The organism is Brevibacillus fluminis (assembly GCF_003710825.1).
Taxonomy (GTDB): Bacteria; Bacillota; Bacilli; order Brevibacillales; family Brevibacillaceae; genus Brevibacillus_D; species Brevibacillus_D fluminis.
Genome location: NZ_RHHQ01000028.1, coordinates 125,391 through 145,771, shown reverse-complemented (window position 1 = coordinate 145,771; position 20,381 = coordinate 125,391). Strand labels below are relative to the sequence as shown.

The following is a 20,381-nucleotide window of genomic DNA, read 5'->3' as shown; positions in this document are numbered from 1 at the left end:
GGAGACACCTTTTATGGACAAAGATCACATTCTCACAGAGGCTGAACGCTTCGTCAAGGACATCCTGAAAAACGATAGCAGCGGCCATGACTGTTGGCATATTTACCGCGTGTCCCGTACGGCGAAAACAATTGCCGCCATGGAGCAAGCTGATTCGTTCGTCTGCGAGCTGGCCGCGCTGCTGCACGATGTAGCCGATGAAAAAATAAGCCAATCCGAAGAAATCGGACTGGCTCTGGTCAAAAACTGGCTGGCTGATCAGCAGGTACCGCTGGAAACCTCCGCCCACATCGTCGAGATTATCTCCACGATGTCGTTCAAAGGCGGAAATCGCCCGCCCATGCGCACGCTCGAAGGCAAAATCGTGCAGGACGCCGACCGCCTCGATGCGATCGGCGCAATCGGCATCGCCCGCGTGTTCGCCTATTCCGGCGCAAAAGGCCGTGCCATGCATGATCCCGCACTGCCTGTGCGCGAGCAGATGACGCAGGAAGAATACCGCAGCGGCAATGACACGGCGATCAACCATTTTTATGAAAAGCTGCTCAAGCTTAAAGACTTGATGAATACCGACTACGGTAAACAGCTGGCTTGGGAGCGCCACGCTTTCATGCTGGCATACCTCGACCACTTTTACGCTGAATGGGAAGGCAAATCATCCATCCGGTAGACCGGCACCCAGCCGCGCACGCTGTTGATCAGCCACACCTGTGTCGCACGGGTAAGGTCATCCATCGTCAGCACGCGCTCGGCAATCGCCCCTTGCGCCAAAAGCTCCGCACGCAGTGTTCCGGCAAGCAAGCCGGACGTGATCGGCGGCGTAAGCTTCTCCCCGTCGATCTCTACGACGAGATTGCCGATGGTAAATTCCGTTAGCTCCCCTCTCTCATTCCATAGAAGCACATCGAAAGCATCGGGATACTCGTTTTTATGTACCTGATAGATGGAGCGTTCGGTCGTCTTATGGTAGAAAAACGGATTGGCGGAAGCAATGGGGCGGCTTGCGACCGCAAATGACTGCGGCACGATCGGCTGCTCAGCAAGCGGCACGCCCTCGAGCGCAATTGTCCCTTGCTGCGAAACCAGTAGCCGGACGCGCATGTTCTCGTTCGTCTTGCGCGCATACGCTTGAAGCTCTGCATCCAGCTGTACCCGATCGAGCGGAATGCCGAAATAGGCGGCAGACTCTTGCAGGCGCTCGAGATGCCAATCAAGCAGATCGTACTCCCCGCCTACCAACTTCATCGTTTCCAACAGGCTGAATGACGGCATATCCGTAGTCAAAATCGCCGATTTGGCGACCACCTCATCATATTCATCCTCTGCTTGCGAATCCCAGGTGATTCCTCCGCCGACACCGTATTCGGCCGCCCCCGTCTTTGCATCGATCAAAACGGTGCGTATCGCCACGTTGAATACCGCTTCTTTTTGCGGTGTGATGTAACCGATGGTACCGCAGTACACTTCGCGCGGCGAATCCTCCAGCTGCTCAATCAGCTTCATCGTACTTACCTTCGGTGCTCCGGTTATCGAGCCGCACGGAAAGAGCGCCGTAAACACTTCCTCAATCGTCGTCTCATCACGTGTCGTCGCCTCGACTGTCGAGGTCATTTGATATACGGTGCGATACCGTTCGATCTCGAACAAACGTGGTACGTGCACCGAGCCAATTTCTGCAATGGTGCCCAGATCGTTGCGCAGGAGGTCGACGATCATCACGTTTTCCGCCTTGTTTTTTTCCGATTGGGCCAGCCACTCCGCATTCGCCCGATCTTCCGCTACGAACCGCCCCCGCTTGACCGTCCCTTTCATCGGCTTGGTCGTAAGCGTGTTCCCCTGCCAACGGAAAAACAGCTCGGGCGACGCCGATAAGATCCGATAGCGTCCCACCTGCAAATATGCCGAATAATGCCCGTGCTGGCGTTTGCGCAAATCGTGGTAAAAGGACTGCGCATCGCCGGAAAAGCTGCCGCGCAGCCGAATCGTGTAGTTCGTCTGGTACGTTTCGCCTCTGGCGATCGCCTCCCGAATCGCCGTGATGCATGCCTTGTAGCGCTCCCGGTCCACGGTCGGCTGCCAATCGGACATCTGATAGGAGCCCTGTTGCTCCGCATCCGCTGCGGCAGGCTCCTCAGGCTTGTCAAACAAGCCGAACCAAGCAAGCGGCATCGCATAATCGCAGTGCACGCGAAAAGCAGGGTCGAACGCGGGTGCCGCCTCATACGACAAATATCCCGCCGCATAAAGCCCCGCTTCCACGCCCTGCTGAAGCTCCTTCAATAATGGTTTTACCTCATCCACCTGATTGGCGACGAGAATTTTGACCGGATTGCGAAAAACCATCGGTCTGGGTTTGCCGTCCGCGTCGTGAAAATCAAGCTGCATCAGCATTTGCGCGGATTCCGACAACTCCTCTGGTGTTATCATGAACATACCTCCAGCTTCCTTACTGCCCTAATCGTGACATAGACAAGCGGGAGATGGCAAGAGCCGCGCTGCTACACGGCTTTTTTCCGCTGCCGATACAGCCACACGCCTGCTACGATCAACAAAAAGGCGATCAGCACGTACACGCCATACTTTTTTATACCGTGGTGCACAAGAACCCAGCGCTCCCCCAAAAAATACCCTAGCAAAACGAAGGTCATTGTCCAGATAAATGCGCCGGTATAGGCGAACACCATGAATTTACGGAAATCCATTTGGGAAATCGCAGCCACATAGGCCGTCAAATGGCGTACGCCAGGAATATAAAACCCAATGATCAACAGGATGTTTCCATACCGCTCGAACATCCGGTGGGTGCTATTGATTTTTTCTTCCGTGATATGTATTTTCGGACCGAATTTTTTTAGAAAAGGCAGCCCCAGCTTGTACCCGATGGCATAGCTGACAGTAATGCCAGACGCCGATCCGAAGAAGGAGAACAAGATGACAAGCGGTAAGCTCAATGTCCCCTGGTATGCTGCAAAGCCCGCATACGTCAAGAGCGTCTCGTCGGGGATCGGCAGCCCGACAATCCCGAGGGAGAGTGCGATTAAAATGCCTACATACCCGTAGTGGGTGATCAGTCCGCTAAGATGATGTTCCATCATTATCACCGTTCCTCGCATTTTTTCAACAGGCCATGCGCCGGGGCGCCAAGTATACGTCGAAAAAACACCCTTCATCAGCCTCTTGTTCTGAAGAAGGGTGTTGCTATTTCATCTATTTATATTCCCCAAGAATACCTGACACAACTAGTTTAATTCAAAACGCGCCCCGCTGCAACAAAGTGCTGATCCCACCAGCCGGTCAGTGTGCTGTAACGAACGCCGCCTTGGCCGTAGGTGTGCAAAATCTTGTTGTTTCCAGCATAAATGCCGACGTGCCCAATTCGATTGATCGAGTTTTTGTTATATTTCATCGTTGCTCTCGTCGAGAAGAAGATCAGGTCCCCCACCTTCAGTTGGCTGCGGGAGATGTGCTTCACTTTTTTGTATTGGGAACGGGCGCCCCCTCTTCCCAAATCGATTCCAGCACCCTCGCGGAATGCCCACATGGTGAATTCGGAGCAATCCATCGTGCTTTTGTCCGAACGGCTCGAAGCATATTTATAGGGTGTTCCCATGTATTTTTCGCCAGCTTTGATTACTTTGGCACCTGCGCTGCTTTTCGCCGCAGTCACGCTTACGGAGGCATCTGCCCCGGACTTAACGGAATCAAGCGATGCTGCATTAGCTTGTCCACCAAAAGCTAATGATGTACACATCAGCAGCGCAAAGACCGATCCCATTTTCCATCCTGGTTTTTTCATATTTTCATCCTCCTTGGAAGTTATCAGGTGTTTCTTACAGTGTTTATCTTACTTGGGAAATCTGAGAACACACTGATAGAAAGATGAGGGATGGATAAGAATTTTCTGATAGAAATATGAGAATGAGTATGGTTGGTGGAAACGAGGGGATTTTGGCAAGAAAGCTACGCGTAAGCGTAGCCATGCCTACTGGGGTCGGGGAGAACGGCCCGGCAAAAAAACGGGAAACTGCGCCCCAAAGCCACACGCTGCGCGGCGGGTGTATCTCAGGAAGTAGATGTGGCGCAAAGCGTTTCCCGTTTTTTCGTCGGACCTGGCTGGCATGTCTAAAGCTTCCGCTCCGCTTTCTTGCCAAAATCCCTGGGTTTCCCCTTCTCTCAGAAAAAGAACGGGAGGGGATGGAAAGATTCGGATGGTATTGCTTTGGGGTCTCCATAATAAAAAATCCTCTCCTTCGTTCGTCGGGAGAGGGTTTTTTCGTTGCTTTTATTTTCTCGTCTTTTCTTTAATCACTTGCAACTGCTCCATGTTTAAACGCATGTCGTTGACGATTTCAGTCATTTCCTGTTTGATGCTTCTTTCGACTTCCTGGATGTTTTGTAGGTGGACCTGCGCTTTTTGTTGGCTTTCTTTGATGTCGTCCAGTTCGTTGCCGAGCTGCAGGGTGTCGTGGGCGACTTGCTTGACGCCGTCGGCGATGGTCAGGATGCTTGTGGAGTTGGTCGTGATGTTGTCCCGCACCGTGTTCATCGTCTCTTCAAACGATGTGAACGACGCGAAGCTACGGTTGATCGTTTCGTCGATTGCTTTCAGCTGTGCCGTAATATTGCCTGCGGATTGCTCCGTCCCATTTGCCAGCTTGGTGACTTCCTGCGCCACTACTGCAAAACCTTTGCCGTGCTCTCCGGCGCGGGCAGCTTCGATCGATGCATTCAAGGCGAGAATTTTGGTCTGGTTCGAGATGGCGGAGATCGTTCGGCTCATTTCGTTCACGACATTGGTCATCGTGATCAGCTCTTCCATCAAGACGCGGGTCGCCTGGATGTTTTGGCTCATCTGATCGTTTTTTTGCTGAATGTCCGTGAATTCCTTCGATGTCGCGGCGAGCTGCTGGCTGTATTGATTCAGCTCTTGGAACTTGCTGTGATAGGCGCCGACGAATTCCTCGAGCCGCTCGTAGTTGTCTAGCGAGGTAGCCTTCAGCCCTTCGATATTGCTCAGGTTGTTTTCGACGCTGTTCGAGACGAACGTCGCCGATTGGCTCACGTCCTGGAGGGTGGACTGCATGTTGGTCAAAAAGACGGGCAGCTCGTCCTCCACCGTATTGACCGAAGAGGTCGCAACTGACAACGAATCGATGATCTCCAAAATCTCGGACGCTGACGGCCGGTCCGCCTGATTCTCCCCGATATAGGAATACCGGATAACCTGGTTTTCATCGATGATGTATGTACTCGGGATCGCGATGCGGAAAGAGTCCCATTTGATCGGCGTAAACACTTCGTAGGCTTTGATGACGTCCCGTGTTTCGTCGGAAAGGATCGGGAACTTGATCCCGTTTTCTTCCACATAGCTTTTCACATTGGCCAGCTTCTGGCCGACAATTGCGATCAGATTGATCCCTTTTTGCAAAAACCTTTCGTAATACTCGTTTAATTCAGGCATTTGCTTGCGGCAGTTCGGGCACCATGTCCCGCGCAGAAACACGATCACGAGCGGTTTGCCCTTGTATTCCTCCAGCGTTTTGATGCCTTGCGTTGAATCCAGGCGAAAGGGAGCTGCTAATTTCCCGATCGTCAAACCTTTTTTGGCCATGCGGAACACCCCTGTTGCAGTCTCATCGTATTTACGCTTGTCTTGATGGTACTATTCCTTCCTCTGTTCGTCCAGAGCTGAAGGGTTGTGCAACGGGGACGCATCAGGCTGTCAGGAGGGATGAATCTCCTTCACCCGCCCTACTTGTCCATCCGTAAGCCTCACTTTGATGCCATGGGGGTGTGTGCTCGAATTGGTTAGGATGTCCTTGACGATGCCGCGCGTCAGCTTTCCCGTACGCTGGTCCTGCTTCAGCACAATGCTAACCGAGAGCCCTGGCTTGATGTCATTGCGATTTTGTCCATTCATGTGTTCGCACTCCCTGCTATGGTATAATAAAGGAATCACCACCATAATCGTTACGGAGGAATCCATGCTTACATTCGAAGAAAAACAAGCGATCATCGCTTCATTCCCGGAATTGCAGGAAAAGAAGGTATCACTGGGCCGGTTGAATTATCAATATGAAGAGAGTCTCCATGAGAAAAAGAATGTCGTCTACCATCTTCACCCGAACGGCAACGGCTTCGTTTACGCCGGCCACTTGAAAGGGTATCAAAAGGACGACAAAGGCATGGTCAACATCCGCGACTACTCCGCCGATGACCTGCGCACCTTGATTGAAAAAGTGATCCACATGCTCTCCCAGCCGCCTTATGTGCCGCCTGCGAAAGAAGTGGGGGGAGCGGATGCGGAAGAGCCGCAAGAAGAGACATGGCGCAACAAGGAAGGCCACACTCTCCTGTTGGTCCGTGAAAACGAGCTGTGGAATCTGTATGACGGCGCTCATCTTGAATCCGCATTCGAATCGTATAAGGAAGCCGCGCTTTATTTGCATGAGGAAGGCTTCCGCCACGTGGAATAAGAAAAACTAAGGAAAAAGACCGCGTATCCGATGTTCATTCGGATTGCGGTCTTATTTGTTCTAGCTGCCGTCGACTATTCCTGTTTTTGAATCGGGTTATAGTTGGTGAGCGGCGCCAGCATTTTGCTGTCACTAACCATCGGGGACGCACACAATGGGCAAGCCGGCAGATGCTCGAATGTAAAATTAGCACGCATCCAACCGTTACAACCCTCTTTCGTGCAAGACCAGATCGGCGTATTTTCCTTCGGAACTTCCTCTATCGACTTCTTACCATTAAACATGAAGACCCCCCTTTGATTATGTCTGACCAAAAGAAGAACTGCCCTTTACTTGCTTGTATCGGGCAGCTTGGTTTTTGTCTTACAGTTTTGTTACGTTTTCAGCTTGTGGGCCGCGGTTGCCTTGAACTACGTCAAATTGAACGCGTTGGCCTTCATCCAAAGTTTTGAAACCGTCGCCTTTGATAGCGGAGAAGTGTACGAATACGTCGCTGCCGCCTTCAACTTCGATGAAACCGAAACCTTTTTCAGCATTGAACCATTTAACTGTACCTGTTTGCATGAACAAATACCTCCAACATTTTAATGTAACATGATCATTTTATTCCATGAAAATAAAATTCACATATTGTAAAAGGTACAATCCGATCTAATGTCAACCCTTTACAATATGTGAATCAAAGCGTTGGCTATAGTTGAACTTTACCACAGCTGGAAGTGAAAAGCAAGTTGGCGTGACCCTCTACCGAAAACTGGCAGCAGACGCGATTCTCAGCCGCTTTCACCGCCGTTACAGCGGGGTGTTCCTAATTTTGCCCATACGCTCCACTGCCTTTCTTTTCTTGCCGGAGTCCCTATCCTTCCCTACAATAGGAGACACAGGTCTGTTGGCCAAAAACAAAGGAGCATTCAGATGAACAAAAAAGAAATGGAAGAACAGGTGATTCAAAATTATCAGCGCGATGAAGGCATGATGATCCTGATTTTCGCACAATGGTGTGTCAACAACGGGCTCGACCCGCAGGAGCTCTATTGCAGAGCCTATCCTACCCAACACGTAAACCCGCTGTTGAAGCAAATGACAGAGCTCACCGTGCCGATTGAAGAATCGGAAGAAATCCCTGACGCCACCCTGCTGGGCGTGCTGTCTATTTTCGGCAATGACGATCTGGCTTTTGTCGTAAGTGAAGAAATCGAGAAACGCCCAGTGCAAAAGCCTTAATCGAACCATACCTCCCGAAGAAGCTTGATTCCGGGCTCAATTTTATCCGTATCAATTCCACCGAACCCGATCAGGAATTCTTTGCGTTCCTCCTGATTGGGTCCAAACCAGGTGTACGCCGCGGAGGCGAGGTTGATGCCCGCCTGCCTTGCGCTGCCCAGCAAGTCAGCTTCTGTGCGCGGGCTTTTGGCTCGAAGCAGCAGATGGAACCCCGCGTCCCTCCCGATGATTTCCACCCTCTCTCCCAAATGCTTCTGGATCGCTGCGATGAGCACATCGTGTTTTTTCCGGTACACATTCCGCATTTTGCGGACATGCTTTTCAAAATGCCCTTTCTCCATGAACAGCTGCATTACTTTCTGATTCAACGGTGACGAGGACTGCTCGAACAAAAGCTGGCGATACAGCAGCCGATACCGCTCCAGTAAAAAGCGCGGCAGCACCATGTAGCAGATGCACATCGCCGGCGCTACCACCTGCCCGAATCCCCCGAGATAAACGACCGGTGCATCCGGCACAAGCCCCTGCAAAGACGGAATTGGCCTGCCATGATAGCGGAATTCTCCGTCATAATCATCCTCGATGATCAGTCCCGCTGTTTCCTTCGCCCACTCCAACAGCTTCAATCGTTGGGAAATCGGCATGATCATCCCTCTTGGGTATTGGTGGGAAGGAGAGACGCAAGCGACCCGCACTCCTTTTTGATACAGCTCCTCGATTGAGATGCCGTCATCTTCAAGCGATATCGGCACCACCTCCAGTCCATGATGGGCAAAGGTGGAGCGGTGCAGCGGATAGCTGGGATTTTCGATGCCGATTCGAGCGTGCTCCTCCTTGAGCAGCAACGACAAAAACGACAGCAGCACATATTGATCGGCGGCGATGACGATCTGATCAGGGACGCACTCGACTCCGCGAAACTGGCGCAAATAGCGGGCAAGCTCCTGCCGCAGTCCGCTTTCCCCCTGGGGATCGCCATAAAACAGCAGGTCCTGCTGCTCCCGCTGGATTGTTTGATTCACAAGCCGCCTCCACGTCTGGAACGGAAACACGCTGAAATCATTTTTGGACAAATGGAAGTTATATTCGTACGCGCCTTTTGGCAGCAGTGGAGGCGCTGTTACCGCTTCCGGCTTACCTTTGCCCAATTGCGCATAAGGCTCGGGCATCTTTTGCACGAAATACCCTTGCCTTGGCCTGCTTCCGATAAAGCCTTCCGCCACCAGCTGCTGATACGCCGTCTCGACCGGTGTTGTGCTCAGCGAGAGCAAATCGGCAAGCTTACGGACAGAAGGCAGCCGCGTCTGCTCAGAAAGTCGGCCCGTGGCGATTTCCGTTTTGAAAAATCGATAGAGCTGTACGTAATGAGGGGTATCATCATCTCCCTCCAAAACTGGCACAATCAACACGCCTGGCTCCTCCTCTTCTGTCCTTTCAATTTATTATAAACTGCTCATTTTCCAACAGTCACCATTTCATTATAGTAAGGATACATTATTCAGGAGGTTTTCCCTATGTCAAACGTGCCACACGAAACAGATCGTCCCGTGCGTTTTCTCGAAGGCGCGCGCGTCTATTTGCGCCCGCTCAATCAGGAAGATAGCGAATTGTACTACCGCACCTTGTATCACCCGGAGGTCAGGCGCTTAACTGGAACGCAAAAGCATTTCACCAAGGAACAAATCTCACGCTATATCGACGGGAAATCGCAAGACTCTTCCTGTGTCCTGCTGCTGATCGCACTCTGCGAGGATGACACGGTCATCGGTGACATTGCGCTGCAGGACATCGACGGCATGAACCGAACTTCAAACATCCGGATTGCCATCAGCGAGCAATTCCAGGGCAAAGGGTACGGCACGGAAGCGATGAAGCTGATGCTCGATTACGGCTTCGGTATTCTCAACCTGCACCGCATCGAACTGAACGTCTTTTCCTACAATGCACGCGCACAGCATGTTTATGAAAAAGTGGGATTCGTGAAGGAAGGCTTGCAGCGCGAAGCCCTGTTCTACAACCACCAGTACCACGATTCCATCCTCATGAGCATCTTGGAGCACGAATACCGCGCGAAATATGTGCAGGCGCCCTAGAGGCGCCTTCTGTCGTTGTAAAAACATTCCAGATTTATTACCATAATAAAAAAACACTCATTTGCAAAAGGAGGTGACCCGACGATGATTCTCTTGATTGCACACTCCCCCGAAGTACGCGCATTCTAGCTATTTTGGGGGATATCCATGAAAAATGGACTTACGAAGCCATTTATCTTGCTGACGAGCGGCGTCTATGTAGAAAGCACTGCAAAAACAATCACCTATTTCGGCACGATTTCGCTAGTGATGTCGCTAAGTGACAATCCGTTCCATGTCGGCATCCTGACGATGCTCGAAACAATCGCGATGATCGCCTGCAGTGCCATCGCGGGCATCCTAGCTGACCGCTTTGACCGCAAAACCATCATCCTCACCTCGTTTCTCGCCAGCGGCTTGTGCACAACCGCCCTCTACTTTGCCCATGCGCTGTGGCAGATTTATTTGCTGGAGCTGTTCAATGGGATCGCCTTTGCCATGTATCTGCCGGCCAGGAAGGCATTACAGCCATCCTTGGTGGCAGAGGTGCACTTCGTCGATGCCAACAGCTTCGATTCGATGCTGCGCAATATCACACTCATCGCAAGGCCGCCGATCGCCGCCTTCCTCATTGCGTTGCTGGGAGCCAACCATGCATTTCTAATTGCCGGCGCTCTGACAATCGCTGCGACAATGATCGTCTGGTTCGTACGCACGCCTACGCGAACAAAGCAACCTCACAAACCATCGGAAAGCGATACCTCCACTGGTTGGCAAGAATTGCTCGTAGGCTGGAAAACGATCCGGCAGGATGCTGCGCTCACGTACCTGGTAATCGTCTCGATGCTGGTAACGTTTGTTTTTGCAATGCAAGGCACACTCCTATTCATCCATGTAAAACAAAACCTGAGTCATTACGGTCAGACCGAAGCGATTGTCGGCTACCTGTTTTCCGCAATTGGCGCGGGCGGATTGGCCGGTGCGCTACTTGTTCGCGCCTGCCTTCGCTATATCCGCATACTGCCGCTGTTTCTGCTGACGTTATTGATAGACGGCATGCTGGTGATTGTGTTCGCTTTTAGTACGAATCTCTACGTGGTCGTATCGCTTTGGCTCATCTTCGGCATTACAGCGACGATGAATACGATTGTAACCGACACGATCATTCAGCAGACGGTCCAACCATCGCTGCGCGGGCGCGTATACGGTATCTTCAGCACCGTGAACGAACCAATCAGCTTGTTGTCCACAGGTATCGGCACGAGCATGGCCGGCATCATTGGCGCCAAATTGGTGTTCGCCTCGGTCGGCGCCCTGGAAACCTTCGTGGCTGCCGCCGGTCGCATGCTACACTCTCGCTCGCCGCGTAAACGCGTCCCTGTTGACGACAAGCTGTGAGTTCAGCCCAAAAGAAAGAAGCATGCCGCTGCACCAGCATGCTTCTTTTTCCTTTTCCGTCTATTTCGTAGGGCGACGTTGGCATGAATGCCGTCAATTGGAATAAATACGGGCAAACTACAAAATCTAAAAGCATAGTGACACCACTCTCTTCTTTCGGGAGATAACTCGATGAGGCTTTTCTATAAACGGATTCGCAAATCAGCCATTCAGCAGCTCCTGCACGGAGGGGACAATGAGCACATCAGTCCCGATCTGTCCGAGAACCGCCAGAGACTGCAGACGATATTTCATGATATACCCGACCTGATCACTTCCACTTTTGTGATCAGTGGAATTAACGTCACTGCCCTGCTGGTCTATTTAAATGGGATCGTCGACAACGACATCATCAACAACAACATCCTTCATCCTTTGTTGTTCAAAACCCATTCGTTCACCGAGCTGTCTGACTTGGAACTGCCAGTAGGCTTGAAACAAACTGCCTCCACCTGGGCAGCCATCAAGGAATCCATCCTCTTTGGGAAAAGCGTGCTGTTCGTCGATGGCGCACCCTATTGCCTGATACTCAATACGCCAGGATGGCCGCAGCGATCCAATACAGAGCCGCAAACGGAGTCTGCATTAAAAGGTTCCCATCTCGGGTTCATCGAATCGAGCGGGTATAACATCTCGCTGCTTCGCCTTTTCATTCCCGATCAGGATTTAAAAATAAAAGATATGGTCGTTGGCTGGCGAAGCAAAACAAAAGTATCGCTGCTGTATCTAGAAGATGTAGTAAATCCGGAAACGTTGAAGAGACTCGAGGAGCGCATCCAACATATCAATATTGATGCCATTATTACGACAGGGGAATTGGAAGAGTTAATCGCTGACAATCGGATTACACCGTTTCCCCAGTTCTTATCGACGGAACGCCCGGATACGGCTGCCTCCCAAATCCTTCAGGGACGAATCGTGATGGTCGTTGATCACTCCCCAGGCGTATTGGTGGGCCCGGTGACATTGTCATCCTTCTTTCAAAGCATCGATGACTACAACCTGCGTTGGATCGTCGCATCCTTCATCCGTGCGATGCGATATGCCGGTTTCTTTGTCTCAATTTTTTTACCTGCCCTGTACATTGCAGCGCTCACGTTTCACTACGATATTATTCCGCTCGATTTGATCCTTTCGATTGGCGAATCTCGCGAAAGGGTGCCGATCCCTCCGTTTGTGGAGGCGATCCTCATGGAGCTTGCTTTGGAAATGCTGCGAGAGGCCGGACTGCGCTTGCCTTCCAAAATTGGCCAGACGGTTGGTATTGTCGGCGGCATCGTCATCGGACAAGCGGCTGTATCAGCGGGCATTGTCAGCAACATCATGGTCATCGTGGTAGCGACAACCGCAATCGCTTCCTTTATCTTGCCGAATGCCGACCTGTCGGCAGCTGTGAGAATCCTCCGCTTTCCTATGATGATTGCCGCGTACATGTTCGGTCTCGTTGGCATTGTCGTCGGGTTGATGGTTTTGATCCTCCATCTCATTTCGCTGGAATCGTTGGGAACGCCATACGGAAGTCCCTTTGCGCCCGTTCGCTTCTCTGATTGGAAAGACGCGATCATCCGCTTGCCGATTCAGTGGATGACGAAGCGGCCGGTCGCCAATCGCCCCCAGCAAACCACTCGGCAGGGCAATAATCGTAGAAAAGATGATTCCAAATGAAAAAATACGAGATCACTTATTTGCAGTACGTGTTTTTTATCGTGCAGTCCCAGATTGGCGTCGGGATTCTCACGATGCCTTCGGACTTGGCGGAAGTAGCAAGTACGGACGGCTGGATTTCCATTGTGCTGGGCTGGCTGATTGCGATGGCAGTGAGCGTGATGATCATCCAAATCATGAAACGCAATCCTGAAGAGACGATCTTTGGCCTCCTTCCCCGTTATTTCGGTAAATGGCTAGGTACAGCTTTTTCCCTTGTGTTCATTCTGTTTGCACTCTTCTCCTACGTCAATTCCGTTTTTGTAGAGGTTCATGTTACCCAGACCTGGGTGCTGCCGCAGACAGCAAACTATTATCTTGTGATGTTATTTTCGATTCCCGCTTACATGCTCGCTGCGAGTGGAATCAGGATGCTTGGGCGCTTTGCCGAATTCATCAGCTATTTCATGATCTGGATGCTGTTTCTGTTTTTCTTTGCGTTAAAACAGGGACACCTCATCCACCTGCTGCCCATCTTGAAGGAAGGCTGGCTGCCCGTTTTCAAGGCTGTCCCGAAAACCATCCTGTCGTTTTTAGGATTCGAGTTTGCCTTTATCCTGTACCCTTATTTGCAAAAAAAGGAACGGGCCACGCGCGGAATCATTATCGCGAACACCATCTCCATGCTGGTTTTTCTGTTGATCACGCTGGTCTGCTACATCCGATTCAGCCCTGACCAGGTTGTCACCTATATTTGGCCAACGCTGAATCTTTTCGAGACACTCGAGTTTTCTTTTGTGGAACGAATTGAAATCATCTTTTCAGCGTTTTATTTGTTTGTCATCGCTTCCAGCGGTATTCCTTACTTGTTCATCGCTGTATTGGGCATCAACCAGCTTCTGCGCAAACAAGATCATCGCCCACCGCTTCTCGTCCTTACCGTTGCTTTCATTTTACTGAGCTTCGCCTTTAACCCTACGTTTCACCAAGTTAGCCAGCTGCAAAAATGGGGCTCTCAATTCGGCACGATCATGGCTTATTTTTTCCCTGTCTTTTTATGGCTGTATGTCGTAGCCATCGATCCAACACGTTGGAGGCAAAACAAATGAACATTCGACTTCTCGCAATCCTTCTCCCGTTTACGCTACTGCTGTCAGGTTGCCTTGGACAAATGAAGCTGGATGAAATAACCTTGCTTTTGACGTATGGGATCGATTTGGCGAAAGATGGGAGTTTGGATATTTATACCGCTGCCCCGGTATTCAGCAGAGAGGCAAAGAAGAAAACGGAGATTATGCATGTTCACTCCAAATCCCTCCGTGAAGGCAGAGACCACCTTGAGGACGAGGCGATTGGTGTCGTCGCGACAGGAAAGATACAAAACATCATTTTTTCAAAAAAACTGCTCCAGCAGAAAAGCATTTTTGAGCTGCTGGATGTTGTGTTCCGCGATCCCAAAAGCTCGCTCAAGGCCGATCTTGTCTTGGTAGACACCCCGATTAAACAAGTGATAGCGATAAATGTAGCAGATAAGCCGCGTTTATCGGTTTATTTGCGTGAGTTAGTACAATCGGCTCATACAAGCGAGTCATCCGTCCTTACCTCTGTCCGTACGCTTTACCATCAATATTACGAAAAGGGCATCACACCGTATTTGACAGAAATGAAATTAATTGAAAACAGACTGAACATCGCGGGCACTTCCCTGTTAACCAAGAAAGGCTTTTATGCCGACACACTCAATCCAAAAGAAAGCACCTACTTGCTGATCTTGCAGCGGGATATCCAACATCCGGTTTCCATGAACATTGAGCTTCCCCAACATTTGTTCAAGAAAAAGGGACAGCTCAGGAATAGCATCAGCTTTTTGATCGATTACACCCGTTTCACCTATAAAACCTCTTATCTTGATGGGCACTTCCAATTTGATCTCCATTTCAATTTCCGGATTGTCATCAATGAGGTTCTGGTCAATGCCAATCCACTGAAAGACCAAAAACGTTTGGAACAGGCGCTTGCTGATCAAATCAAGAAAGAGATGGACGCGCTTGTGACAAAACTGCAAAAACAGCATCTGGACCCAATCGGGCTCGGCATTTATGCTCGTGCATTTTCCTACAACGAGTGGAAACAAGTGCAACATGACTGGGGATTGGCCTTTTCCAAAGCGAAGGTGAACATCAATCCTACCGTCAGCATCATCAGTATCGGTTCGCTCAAAAATGCGGGGATCAAGGCAAATATAAAATAGGCACTGCGGGGCATAAACGTAAGCGAAAAGAAGACCGACCTATGGGTTCGGCCGGTCTTCAAGTCTCTGATTTTCTCGGGGGTTGTTTATTTCGATGTCAATCCGCCGTCTACAACGACAGCGCTTCCCGTCATCGCCGACGACTCATCGGCCGCCAGGAAAACGGCCACATTGGCGATTTCGATCGGCTGGATGGTTCTGCCGATCGGCTGGAACTCACTGATGCTTTTGAGCACCTCATCCCGGCCGCCAAACAAATCGGCATGCGCATCGTTAAAGGCCGTATCCACCCATCCCGGACAAATACAGTTCACCCGCACATTGTCTGCTGCGAAATCAAGCGCCATTTGCTTGGTCAGCATATGGATGGCGCCCTTGGAGGCCACATACGCGGAAAGCCGCGGCTCTGCAGCAAAGCTGTTGGCAGACGCCATGTTGACGACGGAGCCGCCTCCCGCTTCGATCATTTCCGGCACGCAGTATTTGGACGTAAGGAACATCGACTTCACATTGACCTCCATCGTGCGGTCCCACACCTCTTCATCCAGCTCTACGACCGAGCCTGGCACATTGATCGCGGCGTTGTTGCACAGAACGGACGGCACCCCGTACGTTTCTTTTGTGAACCGGATCAGCTCCTGCACCTGGTCCGCCTTGGACACATCGGCCTGGAAAAAGACGGCCTCTCCCCCATTACCCACGATCTGTGCGACGACCTCGGCGCCAGCCGTGCTGATATCCGTCGCAACCACGCGCGCGCCCTCCTCGGCATACCGCATAGCAATCGCGGCCCCGATCCCTTTCGCTGCTCCTGTTACAATCGCAATTTTATTTTGCAAACGCATGCTGTTGTCCTCCTTTTTATAGTTCCTTGATTACAGGCGCCACTTTCTTGTAGCCGTTTGATTTCACATAGCCGACCACGACGCCGACCAGTACCCAGCCGATTCCCACCATGAACGTCATCTTGTCAAAGCCGGACCAGACATAGCCCGTGATAAGCAGCCCGATGAACGGGGTGAGCGCATATGTGAGGAAGCCTTTCACTCCACGCATACGCTTTTTACCGTAAAAATAGACGATGATCGTGGCGTTCAGCATCATGAAAGCGGTGATTGCGCCGAACGTCACGAATTTGTACAGCGTCTCAATCGACAGGCTGAACGTTACGACGATGGAAAGCAGCGCACAAAACAGTGTCGCATTAACCGGCGTCTGGAATTTGGGGTGAATCTTGGCCAGCACTTGCGCAAACGGCAGCAGATTTTCGCGGCTCATCGAGTAGAGCACACGAGCGGTGGCCGACTGCACGTTAAGCGTCACGGCGATTCCGACAGCGATCACGTTGATCAAAATCAAAATCGTGTAAAACACAGGCCCGCCCGCTTCCTTGGCGATCTCGAAAAAGCCCATATCCGGGTTCAGCGTTTCATACTGCGGATGAATCAATGCCGCCATGTACACTTGGATCAAAAACAGCAGGCCGCTGAACAAAATCGAGAAAACTGTCGCCTTGCCGACCGTCTTCACCGGATCGCGCGCCTCCTCAGCGAGCGTGCTGATACCGTCAAAGCCGAGAAAGCCGAGTACGGCGATGGATGTCGCAGTCGCGATGAAACCAAAATCGACGTGGTCCGCCTGAAACAGTGGTGCCAGGCTGAAGCCGCCCATGCCATGCCCGTCGATCAGCACAAATTTGACAGCGATGCCCAAAAAGACGACCAAAGTGACGATTTGCATCCAGAACATGACCAAATTGGCCCGGGCTGTCATCGTGATGCCCCGTACATTGATCAATGTGTTGCACACAACGAAAATGAGCGTCCAGACAAACGCGGGCACTTGCGGCAAAACGCCTGCCATCCACACACCCGCAAACGCATACAAGAGTGCGGGACACAAAATGTAGTCGGCCAGGATCAGCCAACCGGCGATGAAGCCGACATGCGGGTTCAGCCCGCGGCTCACATACGAATAGACAGACCCGGCGTATGGAAACTCCTTGCTCATGTGGCTGTAGCTGAAAGCGGTGAACATCAGGGCGATGACACCGATGACATACACGAGCGGCACCATCCCGAAGCTTTGCTGCGCTACTGCCCCGTATACTTGCATCGGTGCGAGCGGCGCCATGAACACCATGCCGTAGATGACCAGGTCCTTGAATGTCAGCGTTCGTCTCAATTCTTGTTTGTACTGGCTGTTTTGCAAGCCGAACCCCTCCCCTGTACTAGAAAAACGTAAGTAGTCCTCGTTTTTATAGTAGACTTGTTTCAGAAAATTTTGAAATAGATTCCGTCGAAACAAGAGAGGATTTGTCAATACGAGTCGGGATTGACAGGCTGAAGGAAAGAAAAAAGCAGCGGAAGCCACTGCCTTACGTTACAACCATTTTTGCAGGTTGTGCCAATATGAGACGATCTCGTGTGTCTTGTCTTCTGCGATGAGCGCTTTTTTCTCGCCGTGCACCTGATCGAAAAAAATGTCGCTGCCTTCGATGCGGCTGATTTGTTTCATGTTGACCAAAAACGAGCGATGCGTCAAATAAAAGTAGCTGTCCTGTAAATAGCTTTCGTACACCTTGATCGGGATTTTGCTTTCAAGTGCTTCATGGCGGGTGTGCACCAAAATCGTCCGGTTGATCGATTCGATGTACAGAATGTCGGCGGGCGTCTTCTGGATAATTTCGTCGCTGATGATCGGGACATAGAGACCGCCCGCTTGCATGAAGGCTTGGTAGGCGATATGGTTGCGCAGCTTGTCGATCGCCTGCCTGAGTCTGCGGGCGGTATACGGCTTCTCTACGATGTCGACGATGCCGAGATCATAGGTGACGCTGGCGTGCGGGGCCATTCCGGTGACGAGTATCGTGGGGAGATGGACACCTCGCAGCTTGAGGATCGAATAGCTTTCCAAGCCTCCCCGGCCTGTCCCCAGATTGAGGTCGATAATCATCGCGTCCAGATCGGACCGCAGCGTCGCTTCTGCGATTAGCTCATCGCCCGTGCTGACCTTGGCGGCAATCCGGACGTTTTCCAAAGGAGCCAGATACCCTTCGAGCAGCTCCTGCTGAAGCTCATCATCCTCGGCTATCAAAACGTTGATTTGCTGCTTGTGCATGCTTCCCCACTACCTCCTTTTCGTCGTTGAAACGCCCCTGCCGTTTTTTTCAACCTTGCCTCTCCGAAATGGAGAGCAGGACAGCGAAGCATGTCCGCCCTTTTGCAGAGGTCACGTTGATTTCCCCGGCGTATTTGCTAACAACCTCGCGCACAATGCTCAGTCCATATCCGCGCGCTTGCCCTTCCTCGGTCTGTTTTGTTGTATAGCCTCCCAGCATCATCTTTTGCAATTCGCCTGCCTGAATGGTGCCCCCGGTATTTTCCACCGTGAACTGATACGTCTGGCCGACTTTTTTCAAGGTAAGCCAAATGCACCGTTCTTCTTCCTCCAGTCCACCGCACGCGGCATCGATCGCATTATCGAGCAGATTGGATAAAATTTTGATCATGTCAGAGGAAAGCACCCCATCAAAGGTTTCCTCCGGCGGCACCTGGAACTCCAGCTCGACCTGCTGCCTTCGCGCCTTTTCCACTTTCGAGTGCAGCAGTACGAGCAAAGCAGGATTCGCGACTTGTGCCGAGAGGGTCACGACTTTAACATCGCTTTGCAACCCCTTCAAATATTCCTGAGCACGCGCATATTTTTTCAGTTCCAAGAGGCCGAACAATACTTGCAAATGGTTGGCGAAATCATGCCGGATCGATTGAATCGATGTCAATATGGAGCGGAACTCGCGCTGGAACGTTTGCTCTGAATCACCGACAACCCGCAGCGTCTCCCGCTGATACCAGCGGCGAATAACGGTATAGCTGACCACCATCAAAATCAGGATCAGCAAGTTGGCGGAAATGTGAAAAATGCTATTTTTCAACGCATTCTGTTCGATCTGCTGCAGCAGCTCAACACCCGTATCAATACCGATGATTCCGACCAGTTGTCCGTTCGCATTCATGAGCGGAGCGCCTGCAGTCATGTAGTTGCCGTATTTGGGGTCGTGGATAATGCTCGTATGAAAAGTCGCGCCATGGTACGCAGGCTCTGCTTCCTCCCGCGTGAGCGTGCATGGCTCGCCGATATAGGTTTGGGCGGCAAGCTCGGGTGAAATGCCAAGTATCATGACCCGGCTCTTGCCCTGATCGTCCATGGTGACGATGTACACATGCTTGGCCCCGATCTTTTTGCGATAGTCGTTCAGAAACCGGTTCAGTTTGACGAAATCCTCGCTCTCGGAAGTCGGCTTCTGCAAGAACCGCTCAAAGCTGGCCACATCTACTTCACTGGCGATGTCGGCCGCCATTTTCATGCTTTGCGTGGCAATGGAGATCTCTACCGTCCGAATCGTACTGTCATAGGTCAGCAAAATGTTTGCGGACATGAAGCACAAACTCAAAATAATGGCGACAATCAAGATGATTCTGATTCGTTTGTTGGTCCGGGTAGAAATAGCTTTCATCATACACACGTTACCTTTCTTGTTACACAGCCTTTGCCTTAGCGATTTTTCTCATTTTATCATGAATCTGAGGGGAAAGGGCGCACGGAAGTTACGATTGTGGAGGGACGGGGATTTTCCAAAAAAAAGCGTCACTGCGCTCTGACAATGCCTGCTGGGGATCGGGGAGAACGGCTCCGCGCAAAAAGGGTAACCGCGCCCCAAAGTCACACGCTGCGCGGCGGAAGCATCTCATGGAAGTATGTGTGGCGCGAAAGACGTTTCCCTTTTTCCACTCCGCCTGGCGGGCATTGCCAAGGCTGCGTGCCGCTTTTTTTCGGAAAATCCCTTTGCTGCGGGGGTAACTTCGTACCTCAAAATATCTCACTTAGAAATCGGAGAATATGACTTGATTTGTAGCAACATCTTAGTACAATGGTTTTATGACTACTCAAAAACCATTGAATAATGAGCACAGGGTCAAAATGTTTCAAGCATTAGCTGATGAGACAAGATTGGAGATCATACGAGTTCTATACGCCAATAAAAAGGAGATGAATTGCGGAGAAGTTGGGGACATTTGCAATACTTCGAAGTCGAATACTTCGTATCATTTGCGTACTTTACGGGAGGCGAAACTGATTAAGGTACGAAAAGAAGCTCAAACGAAGTATACGAGTATCGACATGGAGACCTTTGAATCTTACTTGCCGGGATTTCTTGATACGTTGTAGAAAGAAATTCTTTTTTTCTTCATTAGTTAAAAAGTTTTTGAACAACGA

Annotated in this window: 21 protein-coding genes; 9 read left to right on the top strand and 12 right to left on the bottom strand. The window is 51.0% G+C overall.

Translation table 11 applies throughout. From position 1 onward, the window contains the following. Positions 1 to 13: 13 nt before the first annotated feature. Positions 14 to 670, top strand: coding sequence for an HD domain-containing protein (locus tag EDM56_RS29250; protein WP_122921460.1), 657 nt, complete (start codon positions 14 to 16; stop codon positions 668 to 670). Here EDM56_RS29250 and pabB read toward each other — a convergent pair. From pabB to EDM56_RS29225, 5 genes are all read right to left on the bottom strand, one after another. Then, complete coding sequence (gene pabB, locus EDM56_RS29245) at positions 634 to 2,427, bottom strand: aminodeoxychorismate synthase component I (protein WP_122921501.1); 1,794 nt, start codon at positions 2,425 to 2,427, stop codon at positions 634 to 636. The two genes, EDM56_RS29250 and pabB, sit on opposite strands and share 37 nt — an antisense overlap. 71 nt (positions 2,428 to 2,498) lie before the next feature. Then, the gene (locus EDM56_RS29240; RefSeq protein WP_122921500.1) at positions 2,499 to 3,092 is read right to left on the bottom strand and encodes a DedA family protein; all 594 of its coding nucleotides are present in this window, start codon (positions 3,090 to 3,092) and stop codon (positions 2,499 to 2,501) included. Between the two features lie 152 nt (positions 3,093 to 3,244). Next, a complete protein-coding gene (locus EDM56_RS29235; protein WP_246009583.1) occupies positions 3,245 to 3,796 on the bottom strand; it encodes a C40 family peptidase in 552 nt (183 codons plus the stop codon). Between the two features lie 486 nt (positions 3,797 to 4,282). After that, positions 4,283 to 5,611: a redoxin domain-containing protein gene (locus EDM56_RS29230; RefSeq protein WP_122921459.1), complete on the bottom strand. Its 1,329-nt coding sequence runs from the start codon at positions 5,609 to 5,611 to the stop codon at positions 4,283 to 4,285. 111 nt (positions 5,612 to 5,722) lie between these two features. Then, a complete protein-coding gene (locus tag EDM56_RS29225; RefSeq protein WP_122921458.1) occupies positions 5,723 to 5,920 on the bottom strand; it encodes a YwbE family protein in 198 nt (65 codons plus the stop codon). A gap of 64 nt (positions 5,921 to 5,984) precedes the next feature. Here EDM56_RS29225 and EDM56_RS29220 point away from each other — a divergent pair, with 64 nt between their 5' ends. Next, a complete protein-coding gene (locus EDM56_RS29220; RefSeq protein ID WP_122921457.1) occupies positions 5,985 to 6,476 on the top strand; it encodes a hypothetical protein in 492 nt (163 codons plus the stop codon). A 74-nt stretch (positions 6,477 to 6,550) separates the two neighbouring features. On the opposite strand, the gene EDM56_RS29215 is transcribed toward EDM56_RS29220, so the two are convergent. Continuing rightward, positions 6,551 to 6,760: a cold-shock protein gene (locus EDM56_RS29215; RefSeq protein WP_122921456.1), complete on the bottom strand. Its 210-nt coding sequence runs from the start codon at positions 6,758 to 6,760 to the stop codon at positions 6,551 to 6,553. Positions 6,761 to 6,839: 79 nt separating this feature from the next. Next, positions 6,840 to 7,040 (bottom strand): cold-shock protein, encoded by a 201-nt coding sequence (locus EDM56_RS29210; protein ID WP_122921455.1) that lies wholly within the window; start codon positions 7,038 to 7,040, stop codon positions 6,840 to 6,842. A gap of 351 nt (positions 7,041 to 7,391) precedes the next feature. Here EDM56_RS29210 and EDM56_RS29205 point away from each other — a divergent pair, with 351 nt between their 5' ends. Then, positions 7,392 to 7,700 (top strand): hypothetical protein, encoded by a 309-nt coding sequence (locus tag EDM56_RS29205; RefSeq protein WP_122921454.1) that lies wholly within the window; start codon positions 7,392 to 7,394, stop codon positions 7,698 to 7,700. On the opposite strand, the gene pdxR is transcribed toward EDM56_RS29205, so the two are convergent. Beyond that, positions 7,697 to 9,109 carry a MocR-like pyridoxine biosynthesis transcription factor PdxR gene (pdxR, locus tag EDM56_RS29200; protein WP_122921453.1) on the bottom strand — a complete coding sequence of 471 codons (1,413 nt, stop codon included), beginning with the start codon at positions 9,107 to 9,109 and terminating at the stop codon, positions 7,697 to 7,699. The two genes, EDM56_RS29205 and pdxR, sit on opposite strands and share 4 nt — an antisense overlap. Positions 9,110 to 9,214: 105 nt before the next feature. Here pdxR and EDM56_RS29195 point away from each other — a divergent pair, with 105 nt between their 5' ends. The 5 genes from EDM56_RS29195 (at position 9,215) to EDM56_RS29175 (ending at position 15,104) form a co-directional block, all read left to right on the top strand. Then, positions 9,215 to 9,793 (top strand): GNAT family N-acetyltransferase, encoded by a 579-nt coding sequence (locus tag EDM56_RS29195; RefSeq protein WP_122921452.1) that lies wholly within the window; start codon positions 9,215 to 9,217, stop codon positions 9,791 to 9,793. 147 nt (positions 9,794 to 9,940) lie between these two features. Next, complete coding sequence (locus tag EDM56_RS29190) at positions 9,941 to 11,170, top strand: MFS transporter (RefSeq protein ID WP_122921451.1); 1,230 nt, start codon at positions 9,941 to 9,943, stop codon at positions 11,168 to 11,170. Positions 11,171 to 11,341: 171 nt separating this feature from the next. After that, on the top strand, positions 11,342 to 12,874 hold the full coding sequence (locus tag EDM56_RS29185) for a spore germination protein (protein WP_122921450.1): 1,533 nt from the start codon (positions 11,342 to 11,344) through the stop codon (positions 12,872 to 12,874). Continuing rightward, positions 12,871 to 13,962 (top strand): GerAB/ArcD/ProY family transporter, encoded by a 1,092-nt coding sequence (locus EDM56_RS29180; protein ID WP_122921449.1) that lies wholly within the window; start codon positions 12,871 to 12,873, stop codon positions 13,960 to 13,962. Before EDM56_RS29185 ends, EDM56_RS29180 begins: the two co-directional genes overlap by 4 nt. Further along, positions 13,959 to 15,104 (top strand): Ger(x)C family spore germination protein, encoded by a 1,146-nt coding sequence (locus tag EDM56_RS29175; RefSeq protein ID WP_183192642.1) that lies wholly within the window; start codon positions 13,959 to 13,961, stop codon positions 15,102 to 15,104. The genes EDM56_RS29180 and EDM56_RS29175 overlap by 4 nt, the downstream gene beginning before the upstream one ends. 86 nt (positions 15,105 to 15,190) lie before the next feature. Here EDM56_RS29175 and EDM56_RS29170 read toward each other — a convergent pair whose 3' ends face one another. The 4 genes from EDM56_RS29170 to EDM56_RS29155 form a co-directional block, all read right to left on the bottom strand. Further along, positions 15,191 to 15,949: an SDR family NAD(P)-dependent oxidoreductase gene (locus tag EDM56_RS29170; RefSeq protein WP_122921447.1), complete on the bottom strand. Its 759-nt coding sequence runs from the start codon at positions 15,947 to 15,949 to the stop codon at positions 15,191 to 15,193. 16 nt (positions 15,950 to 15,965) lie between these two features. Beyond that, positions 15,966 to 17,315, bottom strand: a complete 1,350-nt coding sequence (locus EDM56_RS29165; protein WP_246009582.1) for an APC family permease — start codon at positions 17,313 to 17,315, stop codon at positions 15,966 to 15,968. A gap of 171 nt (positions 17,316 to 17,486) precedes the next feature. Continuing rightward, positions 17,487 to 18,224, bottom strand: coding sequence for a LytR/AlgR family response regulator transcription factor (locus EDM56_RS29160; RefSeq protein ID WP_122921446.1), 738 nt, complete (start codon positions 18,222 to 18,224; stop codon positions 17,487 to 17,489). A 49-nt stretch (positions 18,225 to 18,273) separates the two neighbouring features. Beyond that, on the bottom strand, positions 18,274 to 19,623 hold the full coding sequence (locus EDM56_RS29155; protein WP_122921445.1) for a sensor histidine kinase: 1,350 nt from the start codon (positions 19,621 to 19,623) through the stop codon (positions 18,274 to 18,276). A gap of 419 nt (positions 19,624 to 20,042) precedes the next feature. Here EDM56_RS29155 and EDM56_RS29150 point away from each other — a divergent pair, with 419 nt between their 5' ends. Beyond that, entirely contained in the window at positions 20,043 to 20,333 is a 291-nt protein-coding gene (locus EDM56_RS29150) for an ArsR/SmtB family transcription factor (RefSeq protein WP_025850810.1), read from the top strand. Positions 20,334 to 20,381 lie beyond the last annotated feature (48 nt).

Excerpts from the sequence above, each read along its gene's own strand:
- EDM56_RS29250 (WP_122921460.1), top strand. The coding sequence starts at position 14 with ATGGACAAAGATCACATTCTCACAGAGGCTGAACGCTTCGTCAAGGAC.
- pabB (WP_122921501.1), bottom strand. The coding sequence starts at position 2,427 with ATGATAACACCAGAGGAGTTGTCGGAATCCGCGCAAATGCTGATGCAG.
- EDM56_RS29240 (WP_122921500.1), bottom strand. The coding sequence starts at position 3,092 with ATGGAACATCATCTTAGCGGACTGATCACCCACTACGGGTATGTAGGC.
- EDM56_RS29235 (WP_246009583.1), bottom strand. The coding sequence starts at position 3,796 with ATGAAAAAACCAGGATGGAAAATGGGATCGGTCTTTGCGCTGCTGATG.
- EDM56_RS29230 (WP_122921459.1), bottom strand. The coding sequence starts at position 5,611 with ATGGCCAAAAAAGGTTTGACGATCGGGAAATTAGCAGCTCCCTTTCGC.
- EDM56_RS29225 (WP_122921458.1), bottom strand. The coding sequence starts at position 5,920 with ATGAATGGACAAAATCGCAATGACATCAAGCCAGGGCTCTCGGTTAGC.
- EDM56_RS29220 (WP_122921457.1), top strand. The coding sequence starts at position 5,985 with ATGCTTACATTCGAAGAAAAACAAGCGATCATCGCTTCATTCCCGGAA.
- EDM56_RS29215 (WP_122921456.1), bottom strand. The coding sequence starts at position 6,760 with ATGTTTAATGGTAAGAAGTCGATAGAGGAAGTTCCGAAGGAAAATACG.
- EDM56_RS29210 (WP_122921455.1), bottom strand. The coding sequence starts at position 7,040 with ATGCAAACAGGTACAGTTAAATGGTTCAATGCTGAAAAAGGTTTCGGT.
- EDM56_RS29205 (WP_122921454.1), top strand. The coding sequence starts at position 7,392 with ATGAACAAAAAAGAAATGGAAGAACAGGTGATTCAAAATTATCAGCGC.
- EDM56_RS29195 (WP_122921452.1), top strand. The coding sequence starts at position 9,215 with ATGTCAAACGTGCCACACGAAACAGATCGTCCCGTGCGTTTTCTCGAA.
- EDM56_RS29190 (WP_122921451.1), top strand. The coding sequence starts at position 9,941 with ATGAAAAATGGACTTACGAAGCCATTTATCTTGCTGACGAGCGGCGTC.
- EDM56_RS29185 (WP_122921450.1), top strand. The coding sequence starts at position 11,342 with ATGAGGCTTTTCTATAAACGGATTCGCAAATCAGCCATTCAGCAGCTC.
- EDM56_RS29180 (WP_122921449.1), top strand. The coding sequence starts at position 12,871 with ATGAAAAAATACGAGATCACTTATTTGCAGTACGTGTTTTTTATCGTG.
- EDM56_RS29175 (WP_183192642.1), top strand. The coding sequence starts at position 13,959 with ATGAACATTCGACTTCTCGCAATCCTTCTCCCGTTTACGCTACTGCTG.
- EDM56_RS29170 (WP_122921447.1), bottom strand. The coding sequence starts at position 15,949 with ATGCGTTTGCAAAATAAAATTGCGATTGTAACAGGAGCAGCGAAAGGG.
- EDM56_RS29160 (WP_122921446.1), bottom strand. The coding sequence starts at position 18,224 with ATGCACAAGCAGCAAATCAACGTTTTGATAGCCGAGGATGATGAGCTT.
- EDM56_RS29155 (WP_122921445.1), bottom strand. The coding sequence starts at position 19,623 with ATGATGAAAGCTATTTCTACCCGGACCAACAAACGAATCAGAATCATC.
- EDM56_RS29150 (WP_025850810.1), top strand. The coding sequence starts at position 20,043 with ATGACTACTCAAAAACCATTGAATAATGAGCACAGGGTCAAAATGTTT.